Source organism: Neisseria sp. Dent CA1/247, assembly GCF_022870825.1.
GTDB lineage: Bacteria > Pseudomonadota > Gammaproteobacteria > Burkholderiales > Neisseriaceae > Neisseria > Neisseria zoodegmatis.
The window spans coordinates 470,733-490,907 of record NZ_CP091522.1 but is presented as its reverse complement, the minus strand read 5'-3'; the positions used below and the strand labels follow the sequence as shown (position 1 = coordinate 490,907).

Below are 20,175 nucleotides of genomic sequence, written 5' to 3'. Positions count from 1 at the left end.
GCGTTATGGAAAAATACGAACATATTAATCCGAAATTCAGGCATATCGTGGCTGCATCCTCCGATTCGGAAAGAATCAATTTCGCCAGAACTCCCCGCTGGATAGCTCATGCACAGGCTAAAGCCATCTTGCAGCAACTTGAGGATTTATTGACTTTCCCCAAGCGTCCAAGAATGCCCAATCTGCTTTTAGTCGGCGAACCCAACAATGGCAAAACGACATTGATCAATAAGTTTTGCAGTATTCACGGGGAACCATACGAAACGGAAGATATGGATTTGGTTATTCCGATTGTGAAAATTGAAGCTCCCAGCACTGCAAGTGAAAAAGCTTTGTACATAGCCATTTTGGAAAAGATGGTGGCTCCTTATCGGGATAGCGCTACTGCCGAAGTCTTATACACCCAGTGCCTTCATTTAATGCGCACCTATGCCGTCAAAATGCTGGTTATTGATGAATTTCATTCTATGTTCAGTGGTTCGGCTAGAAAACAGCGGGAAATGATGAATGCCCTCAAACGGCTTTGCAACGAGTTACAAATTCCGATTGTGGGTGTCGGAACACCGAGTGCCAGTGACATACTTTATACCGATTCGCAATTCAGAAGCCGTTTCGACATCATCCATTTGGAGCTATGGGAAAACAATGATGAATTCCGCGAAATTGTCGCAACATTCGAAAGCTGTTTACCGCTAAAAAAACCTTCCAAGCTTTCGCAAAAAGCATTGAGTTCCCAAATTCATCGGATGACAAAAGGTAATTTGGGCAACCTGAGCAATTTGTTGAGCGCTTGTGCTGTTGAGGCCATCAGAAATCATCAGGAAACCATTACGGCAGAAATGCTGGCCAACCAAGAACGCTATATTTCGACAGAAAGGCGGATACGATGATGAAAAAACCGCTTCTGCGAACTCCTGCCATTTTGCCTGACGAAACATTGTCCTCTTGGCTAATACGGACTGCACTACATCACGGCTGCGATACATTGACCCTGATCCGATATATCGGGTGGCCTATGCGGAAGTGGGCACGGGATATTGACCGTTATCTGCCTACAGAATTCTTGGGAAGGCTTTCGGAACGGACAGGTATTCCAATAAATATATTGGATGAGATGCAGTTATTCCACTTGAGCCGGATCCATACCAATGCGGATCTGAATCCCAAAAAAATCAATTGGAATTGGTTTACACCATCTAATGTGACTAGGATGAGTGACGGGGTTAGGCTGAGTTTTTGTCCGCATTGTTTTGCGGAAGGGACACCTTACCTTCGGCGCCATTGGCGTATGTCTTGGGCGACAGCTTGTACGCATCACGGCATCAAGATGCACCATAGCTGCCCTGAATGCGGTATGTACTTCATACCTAGCAAACTTATCGGCCTAGAGAAGTTTATATCTGTCTGCCGTCATTGCGGTTATGACTTAAAAGATATGGAAGGAATTCCCGTTGATACGGACTTTCAAAAAACAGCCGAATCTATTTTGATAAACAATGAAGCCGTTTTTGACGGTAAAAAAGTCACTCCCCAAGAATGGTTTGAAACTGCCCGTTATTTTGTTTCCGTTATCCGGGACGCAACAAATTTCCCAAACGGTACGCTCACACATTTTTTGAGTGACTTCGGTATCCACCCCGTTTCTACCCGATGCGGTGGCTACTTCGAGCATTTATTTCCGGATGAACGACATGAACTGTTAAGAAGCTGCGCGATTTTGATGCGGCAATCCACTGAGGACTTGTTGCGGGTATCTACGCGTTATGGACTTTCTTATAACACAATTTATTCAGCGGCCGGTCGCTCTTCTACCGCCTTACTCCAACCTTGGCTAAGTCATTTGGCAATAAATTCCGTGAATCACTGCAGTCCCAACAAGTGTCCTAGCAAACCCACCTCTGAAAGCGTCGTCCGACGGAAATGGGCACGATTGCAACGCAAGATGGAAAGGCAAATATTGTCATGATCGAATGTAGTCAGTGCGGTAAGAAAATTGCTCACTTTCATCGGGTTTACAGAGGTGAAGGCTATTGCCAAACTTGCTACCAACGTGAGTTTAAGCATAAACCATGCGCCCAATGCGGCAATATACACCGTCTTCCCCGAAGACAACCGGATGCCATCTGTGATCGGTGTCGGGTTGATAAACCCTGCATTAGGTGCGGTAAAGAAAAATATAAATTGGGTAAAATTACCCAATATGGCCCCGTTTGTAACTGTTGTGCCATATATTTCAGAGAAAAAAGAGCCTGTGAAAGTTGTGGCCAATTATCAAACAAACTCTCCCACACCAACAAAAACGGCCTTGGTTTGAGTTTATGTCCCAGTTGCTACTCAACAGCCAAAGGCTATCAAAGCTGTCCCAGTTGCGGCAGATACCGTCCATTGCAAGAAACCGAGAACGGGTTGATGTGCAAAAAGTGCGCAGAACTAGGGAATATTCCATGCTCTCGATGCGGGCAAGATATGCCGGCCGGCTTCGGTAAAATCTGCCAAGACTGTTATTGGATAGGGAAGCTCGCGCGACGCTTAAATATTTTGAAGATTGACATACGCGGTAAAGTTTGGCAGAAGCAATTCGAAATATTTGCAGAATGGCTGGCCCAAGATATCGGCAATGATAAAGCGGCCATGACATTAGTACGCTACTTGCCTTTTTTCGTTGAGGCGTCCGAACGATGGACGGAGATACCGGCTTATTCTGAGATTATGTTGCACTTCAAACCGAAAAAGATGCGCCAATATCTAAAAGTGAAACAATGGATGGAAGCCAATTGGCACAATGATGTAGACGATTCAGTCAGAGTTGATTTGGCCGAACAAGACAGAATCAAAGCATTTGAAGCTAGGTTGAAAGACCTTCCAAAAGCAAAAGCTTTATTTGTAAGCTATCAAAACGTCCTGATGAAAAAATGTGAAAGCGGTAAAACCAAGTTGAAGTCTGTACGTTTGGCGTTGCAACCCGCAGTCGGATTATTGGAAAAAACAGGTAGATTACCCACGCAAACAGACGTGGATGCCTACTTGAAAGAGAAACCCGGACAAAGGGCGGCCATTACCGGCTTTCTCAACCATTTAAATAAAGAGTATGGTCTGAACCTAAAAGCGATAGCAGTGGTGAATAAAAGGCAGCAGCAAGGCCGACAGAAAGCCGCTATGGAACGCAAACTCATCGCGTACATGATTAAATGCCGAGAAAAACCCAGTGCCTTCAAACAACGGATATGGCTCAAAATGGCTATGCCTTATTTTCACAAATGTGCATTGGAGAGTAGAAGCCGTATCACTCAGGTAGGAGATATGTACCGGATTGAGCAGAGTGGGCAGGTTTATAGTGTATCAATCATAACCGATTGAAATTAATAAGGATAGTTTTATGTAAGCAGATTTAGATGATGTATTTATGATGATGTATTTATTATGTATTGGAAAAGCACTGCTTTTGTTTTCTGCTGAAATGATTGTTTTCTGATGTTTAGGTATTCTCATGAATAACACGGTTTTACCGAACCTTCTGCATTCTTGATGACTTTTAAAAAATAAAAAAGCCTCAAAAGTTAAAAGTTTAAAAAATAACAAGAGGTTTGGGAAGCAAAATTACCAAATACAGTGATAGGCTTCTGAAATGTAATTAAAAAAAACAAGTATCAAAAGTTTAGAAAAATTACCGAACCCAAATTCCGCCAGATCCTGCGACTTTTCGCCTTGGGTCTGACCGTTTCCAGTACCGCCAAACTGAGAGGAATTAATGTTATAAGCAGTCTATACCTGAAATTGCGTCTGCGTTTGGCTGACGAATGTGAGCGGCAGACACTTTTGTGCGGCATAGTGAAATTGGACGAATCCTATTTTGGTGCCAAACCTATCTGCGGCAAACGCGGGCGAGGTGCAGGCGGTAAAACGATTGTTTTCGGCATACTCAAACGAGGTGACAAGGTTTATACCTAAATTATTTCGGATGCTTCAAAAGCAACGTTACAAAAGGTTATCAGGGGACATATCTCTGTTGAGAGCGTCATCCATACTGATGGATGGCGTGGTTATTATGGGTTGGTCGATATGGGCTTAGCGAAGCATCGCTTGGTACAGTTTAACGGTGTACTTAAGCATACGTTTTACCTGCATTTAAAAGAAACCGAGTTCCGCTTCAATCACTGGCATGGCGATTTGTACAAAGTGCTGCTGGGAATGTTGCGGAAAGATCCTTTCAAATGAGCTTTGTTTCCTAAGCCTTTGTAAAAAAATGTTCCCTGTTTCTCTTAGGTTTCCTATCATCAAAATGTTCACATCATCTACAAATGAATAATCACTCATGATTTTTCTCAATTCTGATTATAAATTACTTTCCAGTTAACATGTATTTTTGAAATTGATATCTACATCATTTTCTATGGTACTATTACAATAGTATAGTTTATTTAGAAATTATACATGTTTGATGTTTCAATTTTATCATTAAGGATAAGAAAATGAATTTAGATCTTTCTTTTGAAGTAGTAAATCAACAGGCAGCAACAATGGCTCGATACTCTGATGGTTGTTCTGGACAGCGTAGTGATTGCTGTACAAGAGTATGTACAAGAATCAACGATGAAGCATCATCAACAGATGCTTGGGATATGTACCTTGAAGTTAATGCGGGTGTATTGCAATACTAATCAACTTTCTATTCGCCCTGTTGTAAGCAGGGCTTTTTTATAAAATTATTATGCTCAATAAAAAATTCAAATTACAAGATACTTTAGATGTTTATATATCCGAAGTGGAAAATGACAAAGTTGTAGTTACTTTTAGTCGAATGACTACGCGAGAGCGTTTAGAAATCATAGCTCATCGTAATGTAGCCACACTTTTGGCTTGTTTAAATGGAAAACAAACAGTATCAGAACTATTAACTACTTTAGGACATTTTGATACTAAACAAGCACTGAAATTATTAGATTTTTTGCAATCTAAGCACCTTATCTATGAAACAGATAATAAAGTAACTGAAAACTCTCGATATTCTCGTCAAATTGCTTATTTTGATGATATGGTATTGAATCAATCAGGGAATGAATCACAACAAAAATTGCAGACCAAACATATTGTGATTATTGGTTGTGGGGCTGTTACTGGTGCAATAGCAGAAATTTTGGCTCGGGCGGGGGTAGAAAAGTTTACACTCATCGATGATAAAAAAGTACGCCAATCTGATCTCCTTCGTCATTTATTTTGTCGTTTGAACCATATTGGTACTTATAAAACCGATGTATTAGCAAATTATTTAAAGAAAATAAATTACAAAGTTGAAACAAAAGTTTTTCGTGAAAAATTATTGCCAAAAACTGATTTAAATCACTGGATCACAGCTGATGTTGACTTAGTCATCAACGGTTGTGATGAACCTTATATTGGGCATACTTCTTTAAAAATCGGACGTTTTTTACAAACGAAAAATATTCCAATGTATATAATGGGCGGTTTTGATGCTCATTTAATGAGTTCGGGAGAGTTAGTTTTTCCGCCACAGACACCTTGTATTGATTGTTGCCAACAGACCTTTCAAAAAGCATTGGCTGACTGGAAACCAATTTATTCTGAAGTAGAAAAGCCTGATATGTTAGTAAAAGAAATAAACAATACCTCAATTAGCCATGAGCAGCTTTTTGATATTGGAGGGTCAGGTGGATTGTCAGCGATGTCACTTTTCTCTGCCAACTTAAGTTGTCTGAGAATCATTCAGTTCTTAATCGGCGATACGACATTTAATTATAAAACAGAGCGTTATGAATATCTTATCAATAAGGGCGAAATGACATCATTTGAAATGATCAAGCAAATTAATTTTTGTGGGGTATGTAATGGATAAGTTACGTTTACGCCGTTCGATAGGTGTTGTTACTACAGAACAACATATTGATTTTTTCAAATCAAATACACGTGAAAGCATTGTGCTAAAAATGAACAATCCTCAAATTGTTATGCTGTTACAATGCTTTGATGGTAACACGACTATAGAGCAGGTGTGTGAAAAATATCAAATCAGTGATGTAGCACAGTTAGAAAAATTATTGGCTTATTTACACCAAAAGCATATTTTGATTTATCAAGATGTACCATATCCGTTAGATCTTGTTGCAAATAAAATTCGTTTGTTAAATTTGCTGGAAGATTATTGCCATTCAACAAGTGAGGTGATAACCAAAGTAAAAGAGTTATCTAATAAAACTGTAATGATTATTGGCTTAGGTGCAGTAGGCAGTTTCGTTGCAATGCAATTAGTACAATTTGGTGTTTCTAACTTGATTTTTGTAGATAAAGATTATGTTGATGAGAGCAATTTACATCGGCAGTATTATTTTGAAGAACAAATTGGTAAGCCGAAATCTCAAGTTTTACAGCAAGAAATTTTAGCTGTGAATCCTAATTGTCATATTAAGATTATTGAAGATTTTCTGACTGAAGACTTCTTTGAAAAGCACGAAATACCCACATATTTAGATCTTATTATCAACTGTGCAGATGAGCCAAATGTAGATACAACTAGTCGTATTGTTGCGGAATATGCTATGAAAAAGCGTATTTCTCATATCGTTGGAGGTGGTTATAACTTACATTTAACTCTAATCGGCCAAACAATCATTCCATTTCAAACAGCTTGTTTTGAATGCTTTAATCTATTTTTGAAAAATTTAAATGATGCGAGTTTGAAAAATGTAAAAAAACTACATCGAGAAAATCGAAAATTAGGTTCATTTGCACCATTATCAGGTATTGCATCTAATCTAGCTGCATTAGATGCATTTAAGTTGTTAATTGGTAGAGCTGATAAACTGCAACAAGCTAACAAGAGAATAGAATTTAATTCTGCTTTGCATAATTTTTCTGTCATGCAAGTAAACCGTTCAGAAAACTGTAAATGGTGTGGCAATGAGCAATAATATTGAGCTTTATCAAGTACGAACACATAATCTGAAAAACATTTCTGTATCGATTCCTAAAAATCAAATTACAGCAATTTATGGGCGTTCTGGAGCGGGGAAAAGTTCGTTAGCCTTTTCTACACTACATCAACTTTGTGCTGATGAATTTGAAGCAATGGAGAATGGTTTTAATGATAACGAGGATTATCAACTTGATGGCTATACTGGTATTATTCCCAGCATTGCGATTAACCAAACCAATAAAAACAATAATCCACGTTCTACGCTTTATTCGTTTTTGAATATGGCACAGATTATTTCGGCAGCTAAGCAAGATAATCCAATGCCATATACACTACTTAAGCTTAATAAACCACAAAATGAATGTAAGCATTGCAACGGTTTAGGTGAAATAGCAGAAGTTGCGGATACTGATTTAATTGATAAGCAGAAAACACTTGAAGAAAATCCATTTAAAATATGGCAAAAAGGATATTTATCCGAATTGTATTACAAATTGATGATTGCCTTTTGTAGAACGGAATCTATCTCAATGAGTACGCCATATCATTTGCTTTCGGAAAGTGATAAAAATAAATTACTTTATGCAACAAGCAAAGAAAAGTTAGTTGTACGTTTTAAGCATAATGGTAAATATAAGCAAAGAAGAATATCTTATCGAGGTGTAATGCTTTGTGCAGAATCCAAATTGAATTCAAATGCAACAATCGACTTTACGCAAATGAGAATCTGTCCTCATTGCTTCGGAAGTAAAGTAGATAGAGCGGTTTATCAGCATCAAAAAGTAGCAAATATTGATTTTGTCGATTTCTTACGCTTACCTATTAGTGAGCTAAAAAATAACTTGAAACATCAAACTGCGTTCTCTTATCTGTACCGTGTACTAGCTGGTATTTGTGAAATGGGATTAGGTTATTTGAATCTGTCTCGTGCCATTCCGTCTTTATCTGGTGGTGAATTGCAAAAACTAAAATTTAGCCGTATCTTAAATTCAGAGATTTCGGGAGTGTTGATTGTGATTGATGAAATTTCATCACAATTAAGCGATGAGTCATACCCGATCATTTGGCGCAAACTAAAACAACTTGCAGAAAAAAATACGGTGGTGTTAGTGGAGCATAATCGCTACTTTATTGAAAAAGCGGATTATCAGATTCATATTGGGCGATTTGCAGGTAGCCAAGGTGGTTATCTTTGTGAAAAAGAGAACATTTGTGCTTCTGATAATCCTGTTCAACATCGCAAGACTAAAGACTTTTTCAAATTTACTGGAATTAATAAGCACAATTTGCACAATCAAGTGGTAAATATCCCCAAGAAATCTATTACTGCGTTTACAGGTGTATCGGGAAGTGGCAAATCTAGCTTAGCAAAATGGATTGAAACTAATCAAAAAGCGATTTACATCACACAAAAGAATAGCCATTTCTCTGCACGTTCAGTGTTAGCTTCTACCTTGAAGGTTAACAAAATAATTGCAGAATATTTTACTAAACAGACTGGCTTGCATGAAGATGAGTTCCTCTTGCATAAAAATGCAGGTTGTAAAGTTTGTCATGGTATTGGCGTCATTAAATACGAAAGGGGATTTGATAAAGATTTATATCTTAACTGTCATCAGTGTAATGGAAATTTGTTTGATGAAGAAAACTTAGTGATTCATCAAAAAGTGGATGGATTATCTATTTTGGATTTTTATCAAACTGAGATTGGCGAGCTTGTATCTTTGTTACCCAAATCATTGAAAAGTTTTACACAAATACTAGCTACAGCAAATGAGTTAGGCTTAGGACATTTAGCACTTGCTCGCAAAACGCAGACTTTATCAGGTGGAGAAATTCGCCGTTTGAAATTATGCGGATACCTTGCTCGGCAGAAAGAAACAAAGAAAATTTTGATTATTGATGAGCCAGCTGCAGGTTTAGATCCAGAAACAGCAGATAAGGTCGCAGCTTTCATTCGCAAACAATCGGATTTATTCTCTGCTGTTATCTTAATTGAACATCGTTCTGAGGTTATTCGCTATGCGGATTATGAGATAAAATTAGGACCTTCTGCAGGAATTGAAGGGGGAAAGATTATTTTACAACGATTCTTGTAATGTTTTATATAATCAATTGATTTTAAATATAATTAAACCATAATGCTCGATGGAATTTTGAGAAATTTTTTCTTTAGGTATTTTGCCAACGGCAACAAGCATCGATTTTCTATCGTGTGGCAACTTTGGCTACATTACCGACTAAGTCTTACAAACTCTATGGCTACAAAGAAATTATTAATTATCAAAAAAAATGGGGCTGATCTACTTCAGCCCCTTACCTTATTCCGTTACTGTTTTTGCAAACGTTTTAACTCTTCTTCGCTAAACCGAACATTGCCTCCATCTTCCCGTTGCAACAGCCGCCATACCGTATCTTCACGGTATAACGGTTCACCATTTTCATCATATTGCGCGCTTACACGTCCGGCTGGCAAACGCTCGCCTTGTTCAACCATGATTTCATGGCCGATAAAGTTATCTATTCCGTATTTCCCTGCAAACGGGGCGGTAGCCCCCTTCGGAAGCAACAGAGGCAAACGGTTATCCCGCTCTCCGCTTTGTTTGATTCCGCGTTGCTCTCTGGCCCAATCGACCATATCTTTGGGATAGTAGAGATATTGGCGCAATTCGGTATCGTCGATGTCTTTCAAATAAGCCACCGCAGCGGATTCAAAGCTCCAGTAACCGTAATATCCTCCCCACTCAGGGTCTTGGTCGAGATGGGTATCAACATTGTTACCGATTTTGCGGTTGCCTTCATACCATCCGGCAAGATAGGCATTGAGATGTTTTAGCGTTTCTTCTTTGCTCTCAGCCATAATTGCCTGCAACAATGGCTTTCGGAAATTGAAGCCGCCTTTCGGGAATTTCTGCTTAGGATCGAATTCAGTAGGTATAACCATATTGATCAGCGCACTAAATGCGGGGTCGTCCCAATCGGCAATCAGGTAGCACTCTCTGACGATATTCAACCAGTCGATACGGTCGAACAAGATGCACAGACCGATAGCGTTAGGCAGGTTTTCCGTTAAAGAGATACCATTTCCCCAAACAGACATTGTCCATCCTTCTTCAATCAGTTCAGGATCATCGACAGGATGTTTTGCATTGATGTCCAGACACAGCTGGCTGTATTCTATGGCCTGTGCGAATCGTTGTTTGACGGCTTTGATGGGGAAGCCTGCGGTGTATTCAATCATTGCAACTAGATAGATTTCGGCAGGTAATGCATCAGGTGAATCAAGTGGTTCTTCATTCTCCGTTTCATTTATCCATTTGTTCATCAACCATAGATTGTCTGAATATAACTTTTTAAAAAATACTTCTTCAAACAGACCTTGTCTATCTTTATCACGGTCATATTCAATTTCATTATTATTCATTTTCTTTTCCTTTATGTTTATTTAGTTTTGCCTTTGGCCTTATGCCGTCTTTCCTCAGCTTCCGCATTATTCCTTGCGGTACGTATTAGGGCATAGATTTCGCGTTCATTATTGATATGTTTGGTCGGTTGGTGGCTTCGGTGCTTGCTTTCACTATGTCCGTCTAACAGGGCTTCGGCATGCTTCCAGCCGTCGGTCTCGGGCACTTGCAAAGTAGTGAAGATAACATGTCTACGGTATAGCGTTTTCCAATTTTTTGTTTTTCTCCCAAAGTCAGCTTTTATACTTGCCGGCATTTCTCCCATCAGTTTTTCCAACCGCTGAGTAATCCATGCATGATCCATTTGCACTACATGCTTTCCGTTCACTTTAGTCGATAACACCCCCATCATCTTCGCCAAATTCGACTGTTGTCCCATATGCGACATCGAAGCCTTTGCTTCCACTACTGCATACGGTTTTCCGCCGTTAGTTGCAGGATTAGCCTTCCAAAAACCGTCTATACCTATATCGTTACCTATCGGCTGCAACTTCTTCAATTTGCCTCTGTCATTCAATTTTCTTGCGTCGGCACCTGCTTTCCATTTGCCGTTAGTGTATTCATCATGGCGTACCCAGCTACCTTTACCCCAACCCAAAGTTTCAAGACAGTAGTAGTCGGCGATATGTTCACCGACACCACCACCAAAAGAATTGGCGAGTTTGGGATAAGCTGTTTGAATCCGCTCTTTCATTTTCCCCGCGCTGACCGTTTTGGTTGGCCGATCCTGACCGCTTTTCTCTTGAACTTTGGGCGTGTTTTGTTGAGCTTTTGGTGTGTTTTTATCAGGTATTCGGTGCATGGCTGAATTATTGACACGTGCCTTACTTTTTGTGATGGCACCTAAAACATGCGGTCGCAATAGTTGAATACAGCTGATTAGATTCCCCTCTAAAAAATCAAAACAAGTATTGATTGTACCCGACACGTCAAACCATCTGCCGAATACACTATCTTTAGCCGATTTCAATGCGGCTTGCCTGCCTTGTTCGAGATAGCTTTTCAGACGGCCTGTATCAACCATTTGGTTCAATAGTGCTTCAGGGTTGAATGCAATAGGTTGTATGCCGTTCTTTTTGAGTTGTACATTCGCTTTTTCAATAATCAACGTGATGATTTCAAACATCAACGGTGCATAAACATCGGGATTACGTATCAGCTGTTTAAACGTTGTTCGAACAGGAGCCCCAGCACCCGGTATCAAGCAAATAATACCTAATATCAATTCGACTTTAAGCGCGTTTTCCTCTTCTTTGTTCTTATAGTTTTTACGATACAAATCCCAGCCTACCGAAGTAATGTCTTTAATACCCATAGCAATATTTAAGGGTGGAACAACGGCAACTATATCCACCAACAGCGATTGGATAGTTTTTTGTTCTTTTTCTGTCAACGCCATCTTATTTCTCCGTGTAATCCAAATCCGTGTCCAGAAAAGCTGAAAGTATTGCGTCCAAATCCGAGCCGGGTATATCCGCATCCATTTCTGCCAACTGTTGCCTGATGCCTTCTTCAGAATAATCCAGCCCAACATCAATTTCTGGTAGTTTCACCTCATCTTCCGAATAGCCGAAATACACTTCTGCTTCGCTGGCGTTGATATTTTTCAAAACTGCCTTGCCATCTTTATCCAGTTTTCCGCTATATTCCTGTCCGTTTGCCAATACAATCCTGTATGACGCATTGCCTATCGGCATGAGGTTTGCATCATGGTAAAACAGCTCAAAATCATTTTTGTGCATGGAAAATTTAGCCATATCCATCGTCCATGAACTCGGCCCCATCACCTGAAACCCCGCACACTTCACCCACACCATCTTCGGGCAGCCCAGTTCGATGTTTCCGTCTTTAATCTTGATGTATGCCCCGCCGCTGGTCAGCAGGATTTCGTCTTTCGCCGCCACCGTCACTTTGCCGGCACTGCTGGTGATGGTGGCGTCTTTCAGCGCATTAATCTGCATCTCGTCGTTCTGTGCCTGAATCTCCACTTTGCCCTGATTGGCCTGTAATTTCGCTCCTTTGCTCTGCGCGAACAGGTTGACACTTCCGACCGCATGGGCGGTGAAGTTGCGGCCGGCGCTGATGTCGGTGTCGCCGCCGCTGATGTGGTGGATGTGTTGGCCGGCGGTATGCAATTGGCTTTGCGGGGTGGCGGTAGCGATGCCGTCGGGGGCGGATTGGATGATGCCGGAGCGTTGCAGTTGTTTGAAGCTGTCGTTCAGACGGCCTGCCTGTGCTTCGGCTTCGGTGGCTTCGTTTTTTGCAGTGTGGGCGGCTTTATTGAGGCTTTTGGCTAGGGAGATTGCTTGTTCGAGCTGGGCGATGGCGGCATCCATATCCAATACCTGTCCCGAAGCCTGATTTTGGGCGTCGGTACTGATGAACAAGCCTTTCCCTGCCCTAACCGCACCCCAACTGTCGGTACGCAGCTCGAAGCCTTCGCCGTTGTCACCACGTTTTTGTCGTTCACTATCGACGATATGGCCGAGGTTGAGTTGGGTTTTGCCGTATTCGGTCGCCAGTTTGATGTGTTCCTGCCCCTGTTTGTCTTCCATGTGCAGTTTGTTGTTGGCCCAAGTGCGGATGACGTTGCGGGTGTTCCAGTCGGCGGGAACGTGGTCGGGGTGGGAACTGTCGTGCATCACGCCGCTGATGTAGGGTCTGTCGGGATTGCCCTGTACGAACGACAGCATCACTTCGGTGCCTTCGTGGAGCGGGAAGTGTTGGCCGTAGTCGGGGCCGGCATAGGGTTTGGCCAGACGGATGGGGCGGCTTTCTCCGCCCGGGCTCCATTCGTCGAGATCAAACGGCAGTTTGACGCGGTAGCGCCCCATGTTGTCGATATAGGCGTAGGTGTAGTTGCCGGGGCTGGTGACCCGTGCGGGTAGGCTGCCCTGTATCTTCGGCAGCGGGGTGGTGCGTTCGGGGCGGAAGATGCTGTCGGCGGGGATGGCGCTAAAGCGGTGGCTGTATGCTTGGTCGCGGCTGCCGCTATGGGTGAGCGACACCACCAACCAGCCGTTGGGCGCTTCGCTGAAGCTCGGGGCGGTCTGAAACACTTGGCCGGGGCTGAGGGCGGTGATGTTGCCGCTGCCGGATGCAACAATACGGCGGCTGTGGTCGAGCTGTTGCAGTAAGGCCGTCTGAAGTTGCGCTTCTGCGGGTGTCTTGTGATGCAAACCCCAATGGCTGTCGCTGCCGAGTAAGACGCTGCTGTCGGTTTCCGTACCCTTGGCCGTTACTGCAGACGATAAGTCGGTATCGGCATCGCGGTAGTTGTAGTCACCGACGCGGATGGATTCGAGGATGGGATTGTGTTTTACCTGTAAGGCAAACACCGCTTCCCGTCCGACGCTCTCCAATCCGCCGTGGGGGCGGTAGGGATAGGGAGAGGTATTACCGCGAAAATAATGGGCGGCATCGTCACCGAATACCGCCACATCGCCATACTGGGCGTTCTGCTCGAAGGCATACCAAATGCCTTCTTCTTCGCACAGCCGGTTGAGAAAGGCGAAGTCGGATTCCTGATACTGGGTCACATACTCGCGCACACCGTATTCGCGTGAAGTGTTGAAACGGAAATCGACGCCGGCAAAACCGTGGTGTTTCAACAGTGCGGCAATAATGTCGGGCACGTTTTGGTTTTGAAACAGACGCGAAGTGCGGTGGTGCTTCAATGCGGCGATGCGCGGTTCCAATACCATACGGTAACGGGTCTCGTCGGCCGATACCGACAGCTTCTCACACGAAGTGATGATGCCGCTCCATTCCTTCAACGCTTGGGGTGCGATCATCCCTTCGATCAGTCCCAACGCATCAGAGCTTACCGGCGTCACCGTAAACTTGGCCGCTTGGTTGATATACGACGACAGCGGCAGGTCGGCATCGACTGAGGTGAGCTCGATGTCGAGACGGTAGGCCGTATTCAATGCTTCGGTGGCGGTGAAGGAGACGACGGAGAGGGAGGGAGCGAAGCGGGAAAAGCTCAGATGGTAGGATTGGGTTTGGGTCATCGCGGGCGTTCCAGAGCGGTGTGTATAAAGGAGATTATGCTTTGGAAATATAGCAGAACGGATATTTATTTTCCATTTACATATGACAAAAGGCCGTCTGAAATTTCAGACGGCCTCATCATCTCGACTCTTAGCGGAAAGATTTATCAACTGTTTTTCTTGAGCAAATCCAACATCTCTTGCTGCATTTCCACACGTGATTTTAGTTGCTCAATCATCAATTCTTTTTCAGCCAATAAACTGCTTGCATGTTGCAATTGCAATTGGAGTTTTTCTATTTCCATCACCAAGCCATGATTTCCATTATAGAAATTATGGCCTTGTTTCAAATCGCCTTCGTTAATTAGGCAAATCATGTTGTTATCATCGTCCGGCATCAAGTCAAACAGATCAATTCCCAAAACATCGGCAATACTTTTTAAACGCTGTACGTTCGGTTGAGATTTACCCTGTTCGATTTTGGCATAGCCGCTGGGTGATAAGCCTAATTTTTCAGCCATCTCTTCTTGCGTCCAGTTCTTGCTTTCTCTGAAGAAACGTAATTTTTCATGTAATCCCATATGTATATCAATCACTTTCAGTCCAGCTGCTGCACTTTTAGTCGCTGGCAGCTAGGGATTTAAGTAAATACACTTTAGTTCGTAATTTTATAAATTACGAAACATTCTAAGTAATGGAACCCCAATTGTCCACGTTATATTGAGTTTGTTATGCCGATCCAGACAAAAGCAATTTCATCAAAGAACTGATTAAAGAAAGGATGTTCAAGGAACAGGCTCACACGATAAAGGAATGTAAAAATGACTGATCTGTACGATAACCATACTTTTTCCGACGTCAAAAACGAGATCATCGAAACCGATCCCTACCCTAGAGACGATCCGCTTTATGCCTCTTTAGACCCAATGAATGTATGGCATAACGATGAGGCAGGTGAAAGAATACTGAATCAATCGGATGAATTGCTTAAGCGCGAGCATGAAGAATCTATGAAACGGTTGAGACAGGATCTTTCAGACAAATTCAGACAAAGTCTGTATGAAACCCGCAAAGCCCACAGCTATCCGGGCGAAGGCTTGAGCGAAGGCACCATTGCCATCTTGTTGTTCGTGTTAATCAACGGCTTGACTTTCGGGGTCTACCGTTTATGGAAACATTTCTTTTAATCAAGAAACCGCTCCCATCCGAAATCGCGTGGAATCAGAAAAGCTGAAAGGGAAAAAGTAGCAAAATTAAATAACTAATAATAACTGATGGGTAGGAACCCCACATAATTCTCTAATGAAATATACAGTTATCCATGACAAGGAAAGAAAAATATGAAATCTAAGGTATTAATACTGTCGGCCTGTTTGTCTATGATGTTAACCGGTTGCATGGATTTAGAATCTCAAAGGATGCGACTGGGTTCTCTTTCTGTGCCAAAAAATTTTGAAAAGTTAAAAACAATAGCAGACAAAGGGGATCCTACTGCTCAATTATTGGTTGGCCATGCTTATTTTCAAGGCGATATCGTCAGAAGAGATTACGATTTAGCTAAGAAATATTACACCCTTGCAGTAAACAATAATCATAACAGCCGTTGGCAACAAGAGGGCTACAAAGAAACTGCAAGGCATCAGTTAAGAGAAATTGCCAACTTATGTGACCCGGTTTATCAACGCCGTTTGGCACAAAAACGCCAAGAAGAAGCAGAAGAAAGACATAGACAGGCTCAAGCGAAAGCACGAAGAGATGCTGTCTTGATGAAAAAAATAGGCACAAGAATCTGCACGGAAGACTTGCGCGCCGGTTTTATAGAAGGATTTACGGATCAGAAAATTAAAATCAGGCTATATGGTAATCAAATTATTTATGATTACCCTTCAAGATGGTATGTCTGTGAAAAATAAAAAGTCAGAGGCAGATTAGTCTTCAATATCACGCCAAAGCTACGGTTTTTAACTGCTGCTTTGGCATCCCGAAGTTACAACGAAACGCCGTATTCTTTCGGGAACAGGTGAAAGATTACGTTCTATTCCGTTGCATTCGCGTAAGACAAATTTTATCTGATCCCCAATTCCCAATGCCGTTGATGAGGTTTTACTAATCTAGATCTGCCCTTTAAAAAACGACACGGCCTAAAAAAGCGACCCAAATCTTTAATTTCAGGTCGCTTTTTAATAATTAACAATGTATAGAAAATCAAGCAGCTTTTTGGATTTGCTGGTTGTTAATTATTTCAACAATTTGGATAATTTTCTCTTGTAAATCTGACGTCAAATTATCTAATTCTTGGGCTAGTTTTAGCATTTTGAAATCATTTATATTCATAGCTCGCTCCTGACTGGACTGAAAATCAAACATAAGATTGTTTTGTAAGCATTTCTTGTAGTCTACTACATTCTTCAATATCACCACTTTGCATAGAAAGCATTATTCTTTCCATATGTAGGACTGTTTGCTTAGAATTTAAGAGTACACGCTCAAAATCATAGCGTTGATCCTGAGTGGCACCTGAATGAGGTAAAATTACTTCAAATGCACTAAATACTTCATTAGCCTTTTTCAATATATCAATAACTTCGCCAATGGTTGGATTGACGGATGTATTTACACTATTGTAATCATAACCATTTTGATTAATTGCACATAAGATCAATTTGGCGCTGCTGAATACTTTTGACCAATTTTCTTCTAATTTTTCCAAAACTACTTGGATAATTTGTTTTTGTTCATTCGTTATTTCCATTTATTTTAAACCATTTCTCAATAACAAGGTAAATAAAATTTTTTATAAATTCAACTAAATATGTTTATTGCGTTTTAAATATCATCGTCTTCCCTTTTTAATTTATAAGGACTGATATTTACATTCTTTGATACTTTTACTAAAATTATTAGTTTAGCAAATAGAATTATTGGAGTCAATTTCAAGAAACTATTATTATTCAATAGAATAACCAAGCCACTTTCATTCGTAACTTTCAAACTCAAACCCCACCAACCCATCTCCATCCGGCACTACCACTTCGGCCCCTAAGAAACGCAAATCTCCGCCATTCCAATCACTGTGCAATTCATGCTGTATCGCTTGAAAAACCGCTTGTGAGCATCTTAAAACCGTTGGCTCGTAGCCATGAGTATCGGTATATTCTTTATATGCGGCCTGCACTTCTTCCAATATGGTTTTCATTCCAACCCCTTTAATACCCTTTCCAATGTCGTATGCTCCTCATCCCCGTGCTTATACACTTTGTAATGGGCATAGACACTCTTCTTGATAAACTTGTTGAACACCCCACGATGCTTCGACACTTCGTGCAGAACCCAACGAACCCAAACAAAAAAAGGTTTGTCCGGAGTAATCTCCGCCAACAAACCTGTAAAAATTTCCCGTCCGGAACGACCGGCCAACTCGATGCAGCCGAATTCGCGCCCATCGGATAAAGTCAGCTTCATCACAAAAGCCCGCCCGACAAAAGGCGCTTTACCGTTCTTGCTTTCCAACTCGATACATTCTAACGGCAAAGTTGAATGGAATTTTTTCCCGTCATACCACTGAACTTGGCTTAAAACACCTTTGACGAGCAAGTCACTCGCCTCTTGCCACATCAACTCGAAACGGGGAGGCTTTTCTGCTACCACTTTAGCAACTATCCCGCCTACGCCGTGACCGCTACTTTTAGGCGGCGCTGAAGAGTAAGAATCGACCTGCTGTCCCATCGTTGTGGTTTTTGTTGAATCAGTGTCTTGCCCCTTGAATGTAGTTACCGTACGTTGATTGCCAACGGTTTGTGCATCAATACGCAATACCGCTTCCTCGCCGTCCCAAGCAGGCGAGAATGTCGAAGCCACTTTGAGAGGCGAAGGCGATACTTGGCGGGTGATAACAACATGATCATCAGCTTTAGATAAACGCTTCGCATTACCAACGGCATTCTTATACAGCCATGTCACGTCCTGCCCGTGGGGATCCGAAATTCCCAAGATATTCAACCCGAGAAAACTTTTGTCGTTATCAAAAGGAATACCTTGAACCCGGATGGTCACATCCGTATCGGTATGCCACGGTTCGACTGCAAGAAAAGAGTAGCCGCCACCGGAGTAGCGTGAGGTATTGAGAAAACCTTTGACGACCTGATTGGACAGTTTTTTGACGACCCTCTGCGTATGTGCGTCGTATTTCAAATGAGCCAAAAACACAGCATCATGTTTGGCAATTTTCCGGGAAGGAGCCAATACTTCCCATCCCTGAGTTACCGGCCCGTTCGGCACATCCGGCACCAGCAGGCTGACAATACTTTCCTGATTAGAAGCAGAACAATTGTAAGGATAAGTGGTCAGTATGCGTTTCAGTTCGACAGAATGGCCGTAAGCAGCGCGGAAGAAATCCATGCTGTTTAATACCAATTTCCCGCCGCTATCCAAATCAAATTCGAGTAACGGACTGAGATCACAATCTTCATAGGGGAGCGGATACAGATCTACGGCATAAGGATCGTTCGGGATATGGGATTTATACTGTGCATTAAAACTTTTATGGCGCCAATGACCTTCGGCAAAAGATATCTTGAACTCTTGAACGGGATAATGGATTGCTTCGACAGATCTGCCATCCTGCCAAATGGATCCGATGCGGTAAGCGGACAAAAGAGGAAGAGGGAGATGTTCCTTCTTAAAGGCACCTAATTCCAAGCCTTTATCTGTTTGATTGAGGATTTCCCTGAAAACAACTTGAAGATGATGTTCGAGCGGATTGCTGCTTTTGACTGCTGCTCCATACCACCAAAGTAAATAGGGCTTTCCTGACAGCAGCCTTCTGAATGAAAAAGACTGATTATTTTTGACTTTGACTTTATCAGAATAGGTGAATAGCAGCATTTTGTCTCACCGTATTCTGATTTGTCTCAACGTATTCTGAATTTCACAGCCTACGATGGCTACTTGGCTGGAAGTATGGTGGGGCGTTTGCACGGGAACGCCATAGCCTAATTCCTGCCTGTGGTTCGGCAGCAGCGAACGCAACGACCACACTTCAATCAATTCTTCATCTGTCAGCGGCGGCAAAATACCGGGCAAGCGTTGGGCGAGCATGGATTTACCTGTACCGGGCGGCCCCATCATCAGCAGGCTGTGCCCGCCGGCAGCGGCAATTTCCAAAGCCAAACGTGCGGTATGTTGGCCTTTCACGTCTTTCAAATCAGGCACATGACGATTTTCAGACGGCCTTTGGCTGATATCGTAAACAGTTTGGGCGAGCGGCTCAACGCCGTTCAGATGGGCGGCAACCTTGCACAGATTTTCGGCGCCGTAAACGGTGATGTTTTTCATCACCGCTGCTTGTCGGGCGTTTTCACCCGGTAAAACAAATGCCCTGCCGGACTGCATACCCTGCCACGCCATAGCCAATGCGCCACGAACGGGGCGCAAAGCGCCGGACAGCGCCAATTCGCCGGCAAACTCGTATTGGTTAAGTTTATCGGGTGCAATTTGGCCGGAAGCAGCAAGAATGCCGAGCGCGATCGGCAGGTCGAAACGGCCGGATTCTTTGGGTAAATCGGCAGGGGCGAGATTGACGGTAATTTTTTTGGCGGGAAATTCGAATCCGCTTTGGATGATGGCGGCGCGGACGCGGTCGCGGCTTTCTTTAACTTCGGTATCGGGCAAGCCGACGATATTAAAAGCAGGCAAGCCGTTGGCAAGGTGGGCTTCCACCTCGACCAACGGCGCATTCATACCATTTAGCGCACGGCTGTAAACAAGGGCGAGCGACATCTGTTTCAGACGG

The 20,175-nt window shown here is 42.5% G+C and carries 19 protein-coding genes and 2 pseudogenes; 11 read left to right on the top strand and 10 right to left on the bottom strand.

Annotated features, from left to right (window positions below):
• The first annotated feature begins 5 nt into the window (after positions 1–5).
• The 5 genes and pseudogenes from LVJ85_RS02445 to LVJ85_RS02425 all read left to right on the top strand — a co-directional run bounded on the left by LVJ85_RS02445 (position 6) and on the right by LVJ85_RS02425 (position 4,215).
• Positions 6–890, top strand: coding sequence for a TniB family NTP-binding protein (locus LVJ85_RS02445; RefSeq protein WP_244741170.1), 885 nt, complete (start codon positions 6–8; stop codon positions 888–890).
• Positions 887–1,966 (top strand): TniQ family protein, encoded by a 1,080-nt coding sequence (locus LVJ85_RS02440; protein WP_244741168.1) that lies wholly within the window; start codon positions 887–889, stop codon positions 1,964–1,966. The genes LVJ85_RS02445 and LVJ85_RS02440 overlap by 4 nt, the downstream gene beginning before the upstream one ends.
• Positions 1,967–1,993: 27 nt before the next feature.
• The gene (locus LVJ85_RS02435) at positions 1,994–2,314 is read left to right on the top strand and encodes a hypothetical protein (protein WP_244741166.1); all 321 of its coding nucleotides are present in this window, start codon (positions 1,994–1,996) and stop codon (positions 2,312–2,314) included.
• 152 nt (positions 2,315–2,466) lie between these two features.
• Entirely contained in the window at positions 2,467–3,357 is an 891-nt protein-coding gene (locus LVJ85_RS02430) for a hypothetical protein (RefSeq protein WP_244741164.1), read from the top strand.
• Between the two features lie 273 nt (positions 3,358–3,630).
• Positions 3,631–4,215 (top strand): annotated as a pseudogene (locus LVJ85_RS02425) (IS1595 family transposase).
• Here LVJ85_RS02425 and LVJ85_RS02420 read toward each other — a convergent pair.
• Positions 4,126–4,314, bottom strand: a complete 189-nt coding sequence (locus tag LVJ85_RS02420; RefSeq protein WP_244743258.1) for a hypothetical protein — start codon at positions 4,312–4,314, stop codon at positions 4,126–4,128. The pseudogene LVJ85_RS02425 and the gene LVJ85_RS02420 overlap by 90 nt on opposite strands.
• Before the next feature lie 155 nt (positions 4,315–4,469).
• Between LVJ85_RS02420 and LVJ85_RS02415 the strand changes: the two genes are divergently transcribed.
• The 4 genes from LVJ85_RS02415 to LVJ85_RS02400 are packed head-to-tail and all read left to right on the top strand — an operon-like array spanning position 4,470 to position 9,027.
• Complete coding sequence (locus LVJ85_RS02415) at positions 4,470–4,658, top strand: hypothetical protein (RefSeq protein ID WP_244741160.1); 189 nt, start codon at positions 4,470–4,472, stop codon at positions 4,656–4,658.
• A gap of 50 nt (positions 4,659–4,708) precedes the next feature.
• Entirely contained in the window at positions 4,709–5,851 is a 1,143-nt protein-coding gene (locus LVJ85_RS02410; RefSeq protein WP_244741158.1) for a ThiF family adenylyltransferase, read from the top strand.
• Positions 5,844–6,923, top strand: a complete 1,080-nt coding sequence (locus LVJ85_RS02405; RefSeq protein ID WP_244741156.1) for a ThiF family adenylyltransferase — start codon at positions 5,844–5,846, stop codon at positions 6,921–6,923. Before LVJ85_RS02410 ends, LVJ85_RS02405 begins: the two co-directional genes overlap by 8 nt.
• Positions 6,913–9,027, top strand: coding sequence for an ATP-binding cassette domain-containing protein (locus LVJ85_RS02400; protein WP_244741153.1), 2,115 nt, complete (start codon positions 6,913–6,915; stop codon positions 9,025–9,027). The genes LVJ85_RS02405 and LVJ85_RS02400 overlap by 11 nt, the downstream gene beginning before the upstream one ends.
• Positions 9,028–9,257: 230 nt before the next feature.
• Here LVJ85_RS02400 and LVJ85_RS02395 read toward each other — a convergent pair whose 3' ends face one another.
• From LVJ85_RS02395 to LVJ85_RS02380, 4 genes are all read right to left on the bottom strand, one after another.
• Positions 9,258–10,352 (bottom strand): PoNe immunity protein domain-containing protein, encoded by a 1,095-nt coding sequence (locus LVJ85_RS02395; protein WP_244741151.1) that lies wholly within the window; start codon positions 10,350–10,352, stop codon positions 9,258–9,260.
• Between the two features lie 17 nt (positions 10,353–10,369).
• Positions 10,370–11,791, bottom strand: a complete 1,422-nt coding sequence (locus tag LVJ85_RS02390; protein WP_244741149.1) for a hypothetical protein — start codon at positions 11,789–11,791, stop codon at positions 10,370–10,372.
• Position 11,792: 1 nt separating this feature from the next.
• Positions 11,793–14,405, bottom strand: a complete 2,613-nt coding sequence (locus tag LVJ85_RS02385; RefSeq protein ID WP_244741147.1) for a type VI secretion system Vgr family protein — start codon at positions 14,403–14,405, stop codon at positions 11,793–11,795.
• A 146-nt stretch (positions 14,406–14,551) separates the two neighbouring features.
• Positions 14,552–14,965 (bottom strand): helix-turn-helix domain-containing protein, encoded by a 414-nt coding sequence (locus LVJ85_RS02380; protein WP_082403087.1) that lies wholly within the window; start codon positions 14,963–14,965, stop codon positions 14,552–14,554.
• 240 nt (positions 14,966–15,205) lie between these two features.
• Between LVJ85_RS02380 and LVJ85_RS02375 the strand changes: the two genes are divergently transcribed.
• Together LVJ85_RS02375 and LVJ85_RS02370 are read left to right on the top strand one after the other, a co-directional pair.
• Positions 15,206–15,571 carry a hypothetical protein gene (locus LVJ85_RS02375; protein WP_244741145.1) on the top strand — a complete coding sequence of 122 codons (366 nt, stop codon included), beginning with the start codon at positions 15,206–15,208 and terminating at the stop codon, positions 15,569–15,571.
• Positions 15,572–15,724: 153 nt separating this feature from the next.
• Complete coding sequence (locus LVJ85_RS02370) at positions 15,725–16,297, top strand: hypothetical protein (RefSeq protein ID WP_244741143.1); 573 nt, start codon at positions 15,725–15,727, stop codon at positions 16,295–16,297.
• 292 nt (positions 16,298–16,589) lie between these two features.
• On the opposite strand, the gene LVJ85_RS13315 is transcribed toward LVJ85_RS02370, so the two are convergent.
• From LVJ85_RS13315 to LVJ85_RS02350, 5 genes and pseudogenes are all read right to left on the bottom strand, one after another.
• Complete coding sequence (locus tag LVJ85_RS13315; protein ID WP_255733831.1) at positions 16,590–16,718, bottom strand: hypothetical protein; 129 nt, start codon at positions 16,716–16,718, stop codon at positions 16,590–16,592.
• A gap of 25 nt (positions 16,719–16,743) precedes the next feature.
• On the bottom strand, positions 16,744–17,136 hold the full coding sequence (locus LVJ85_RS02365; RefSeq protein WP_244741141.1) for a hypothetical protein: 393 nt from the start codon (positions 17,134–17,136) through the stop codon (positions 16,744–16,746).
• A 222-nt stretch (positions 17,137–17,358) separates the two neighbouring features.
• Complete coding sequence (locus tag LVJ85_RS02360; protein ID WP_244741139.1) at positions 17,359–17,580, bottom strand: hypothetical protein; 222 nt, start codon at positions 17,578–17,580, stop codon at positions 17,359–17,361.
• Positions 17,577–19,268, bottom strand: a complete 1,692-nt coding sequence (locus LVJ85_RS02355) for a hypothetical protein (protein ID WP_244741137.1) — start codon at positions 19,266–19,268, stop codon at positions 17,577–17,579. Before LVJ85_RS02355 ends, LVJ85_RS02360 begins: the two co-directional genes overlap by 4 nt.
• A 48-nt stretch (positions 19,269–19,316) precedes the next feature.
• Positions 19,317–20,162: pseudogene (locus LVJ85_RS02350) on the bottom strand (YifB family Mg chelatase-like AAA ATPase); the annotation flags it as partial.
• Positions 20,163–20,175 lie beyond the last annotated feature (13 nt).

Excerpts from the sequence above, each read along its gene's own strand:
- LVJ85_RS02440 (WP_244741168.1), top strand. The coding sequence starts at position 887 with ATGATGAAAAAACCGCTTCTGCGAACTCCTGCCATTTTGCCTGACGAA.
- LVJ85_RS02445 (WP_244741170.1), top strand. The coding sequence starts at position 6 with ATGGAAAAATACGAACATATTAATCCGAAATTCAGGCATATCGTGGCT.
- LVJ85_RS02365 (WP_244741141.1), bottom strand. The coding sequence starts at position 17,136 with ATGGAAATAACGAATGAACAAAAACAAATTATCCAAGTAGTTTTGGAA.
- LVJ85_RS02380 (WP_082403087.1), bottom strand. The coding sequence starts at position 14,965 with ATGGGATTACATGAAAAATTACGTTTCTTCAGAGAAAGCAAGAACTGG.
- LVJ85_RS02430 (WP_244741164.1), top strand. The coding sequence starts at position 2,467 with ATGCCGGCCGGCTTCGGTAAAATCTGCCAAGACTGTTATTGGATAGGG.
- LVJ85_RS02370 (WP_244741143.1), top strand. The coding sequence starts at position 15,725 with ATGAAATCTAAGGTATTAATACTGTCGGCCTGTTTGTCTATGATGTTA.
- LVJ85_RS02375 (WP_244741145.1), top strand. The coding sequence starts at position 15,206 with ATGACTGATCTGTACGATAACCATACTTTTTCCGACGTCAAAAACGAG.
- LVJ85_RS02415 (WP_244741160.1), top strand. The coding sequence starts at position 4,470 with ATGAATTTAGATCTTTCTTTTGAAGTAGTAAATCAACAGGCAGCAACA.
- LVJ85_RS02410 (WP_244741158.1), top strand. The coding sequence starts at position 4,709 with ATGCTCAATAAAAAATTCAAATTACAAGATACTTTAGATGTTTATATA.
- LVJ85_RS02390 (WP_244741149.1), bottom strand. The coding sequence starts at position 11,791 with ATGGCGTTGACAGAAAAAGAACAAAAAACTATCCAATCGCTGTTGGTG.
- LVJ85_RS02400 (WP_244741153.1), top strand. The coding sequence starts at position 6,913 with ATGAGCAATAATATTGAGCTTTATCAAGTACGAACACATAATCTGAAA.
- LVJ85_RS02420 (WP_244743258.1), bottom strand. The coding sequence starts at position 4,314 with ATGAGTGATTATTCATTTGTAGATGATGTGAACATTTTGATGATAGGA.
- LVJ85_RS13315 (WP_255733831.1), bottom strand. The coding sequence starts at position 16,718 with ATGAATATAAATGATTTCAAAATGCTAAAACTAGCCCAAGAATTAGAT.
- LVJ85_RS02355 (WP_244741137.1), bottom strand. The coding sequence starts at position 19,268 with ATGCTGCTATTCACCTATTCTGATAAAGTCAAAGTCAAAAATAATCAG.
- LVJ85_RS02360 (WP_244741139.1), bottom strand. The coding sequence starts at position 17,580 with ATGAAAACCATATTGGAAGAAGTGCAGGCCGCATATAAAGAATATACC.
- LVJ85_RS02385 (WP_244741147.1), bottom strand. The coding sequence starts at position 14,405 with ATGACCCAAACCCAATCCTACCATCTGAGCTTTTCCCGCTTCGCTCCC.
- LVJ85_RS02405 (WP_244741156.1), top strand. The coding sequence starts at position 5,844 with ATGGATAAGTTACGTTTACGCCGTTCGATAGGTGTTGTTACTACAGAA.
- LVJ85_RS02395 (WP_244741151.1), bottom strand. The coding sequence starts at position 10,352 with ATGAATAATAATGAAATTGAATATGACCGTGATAAAGATAGACAAGGT.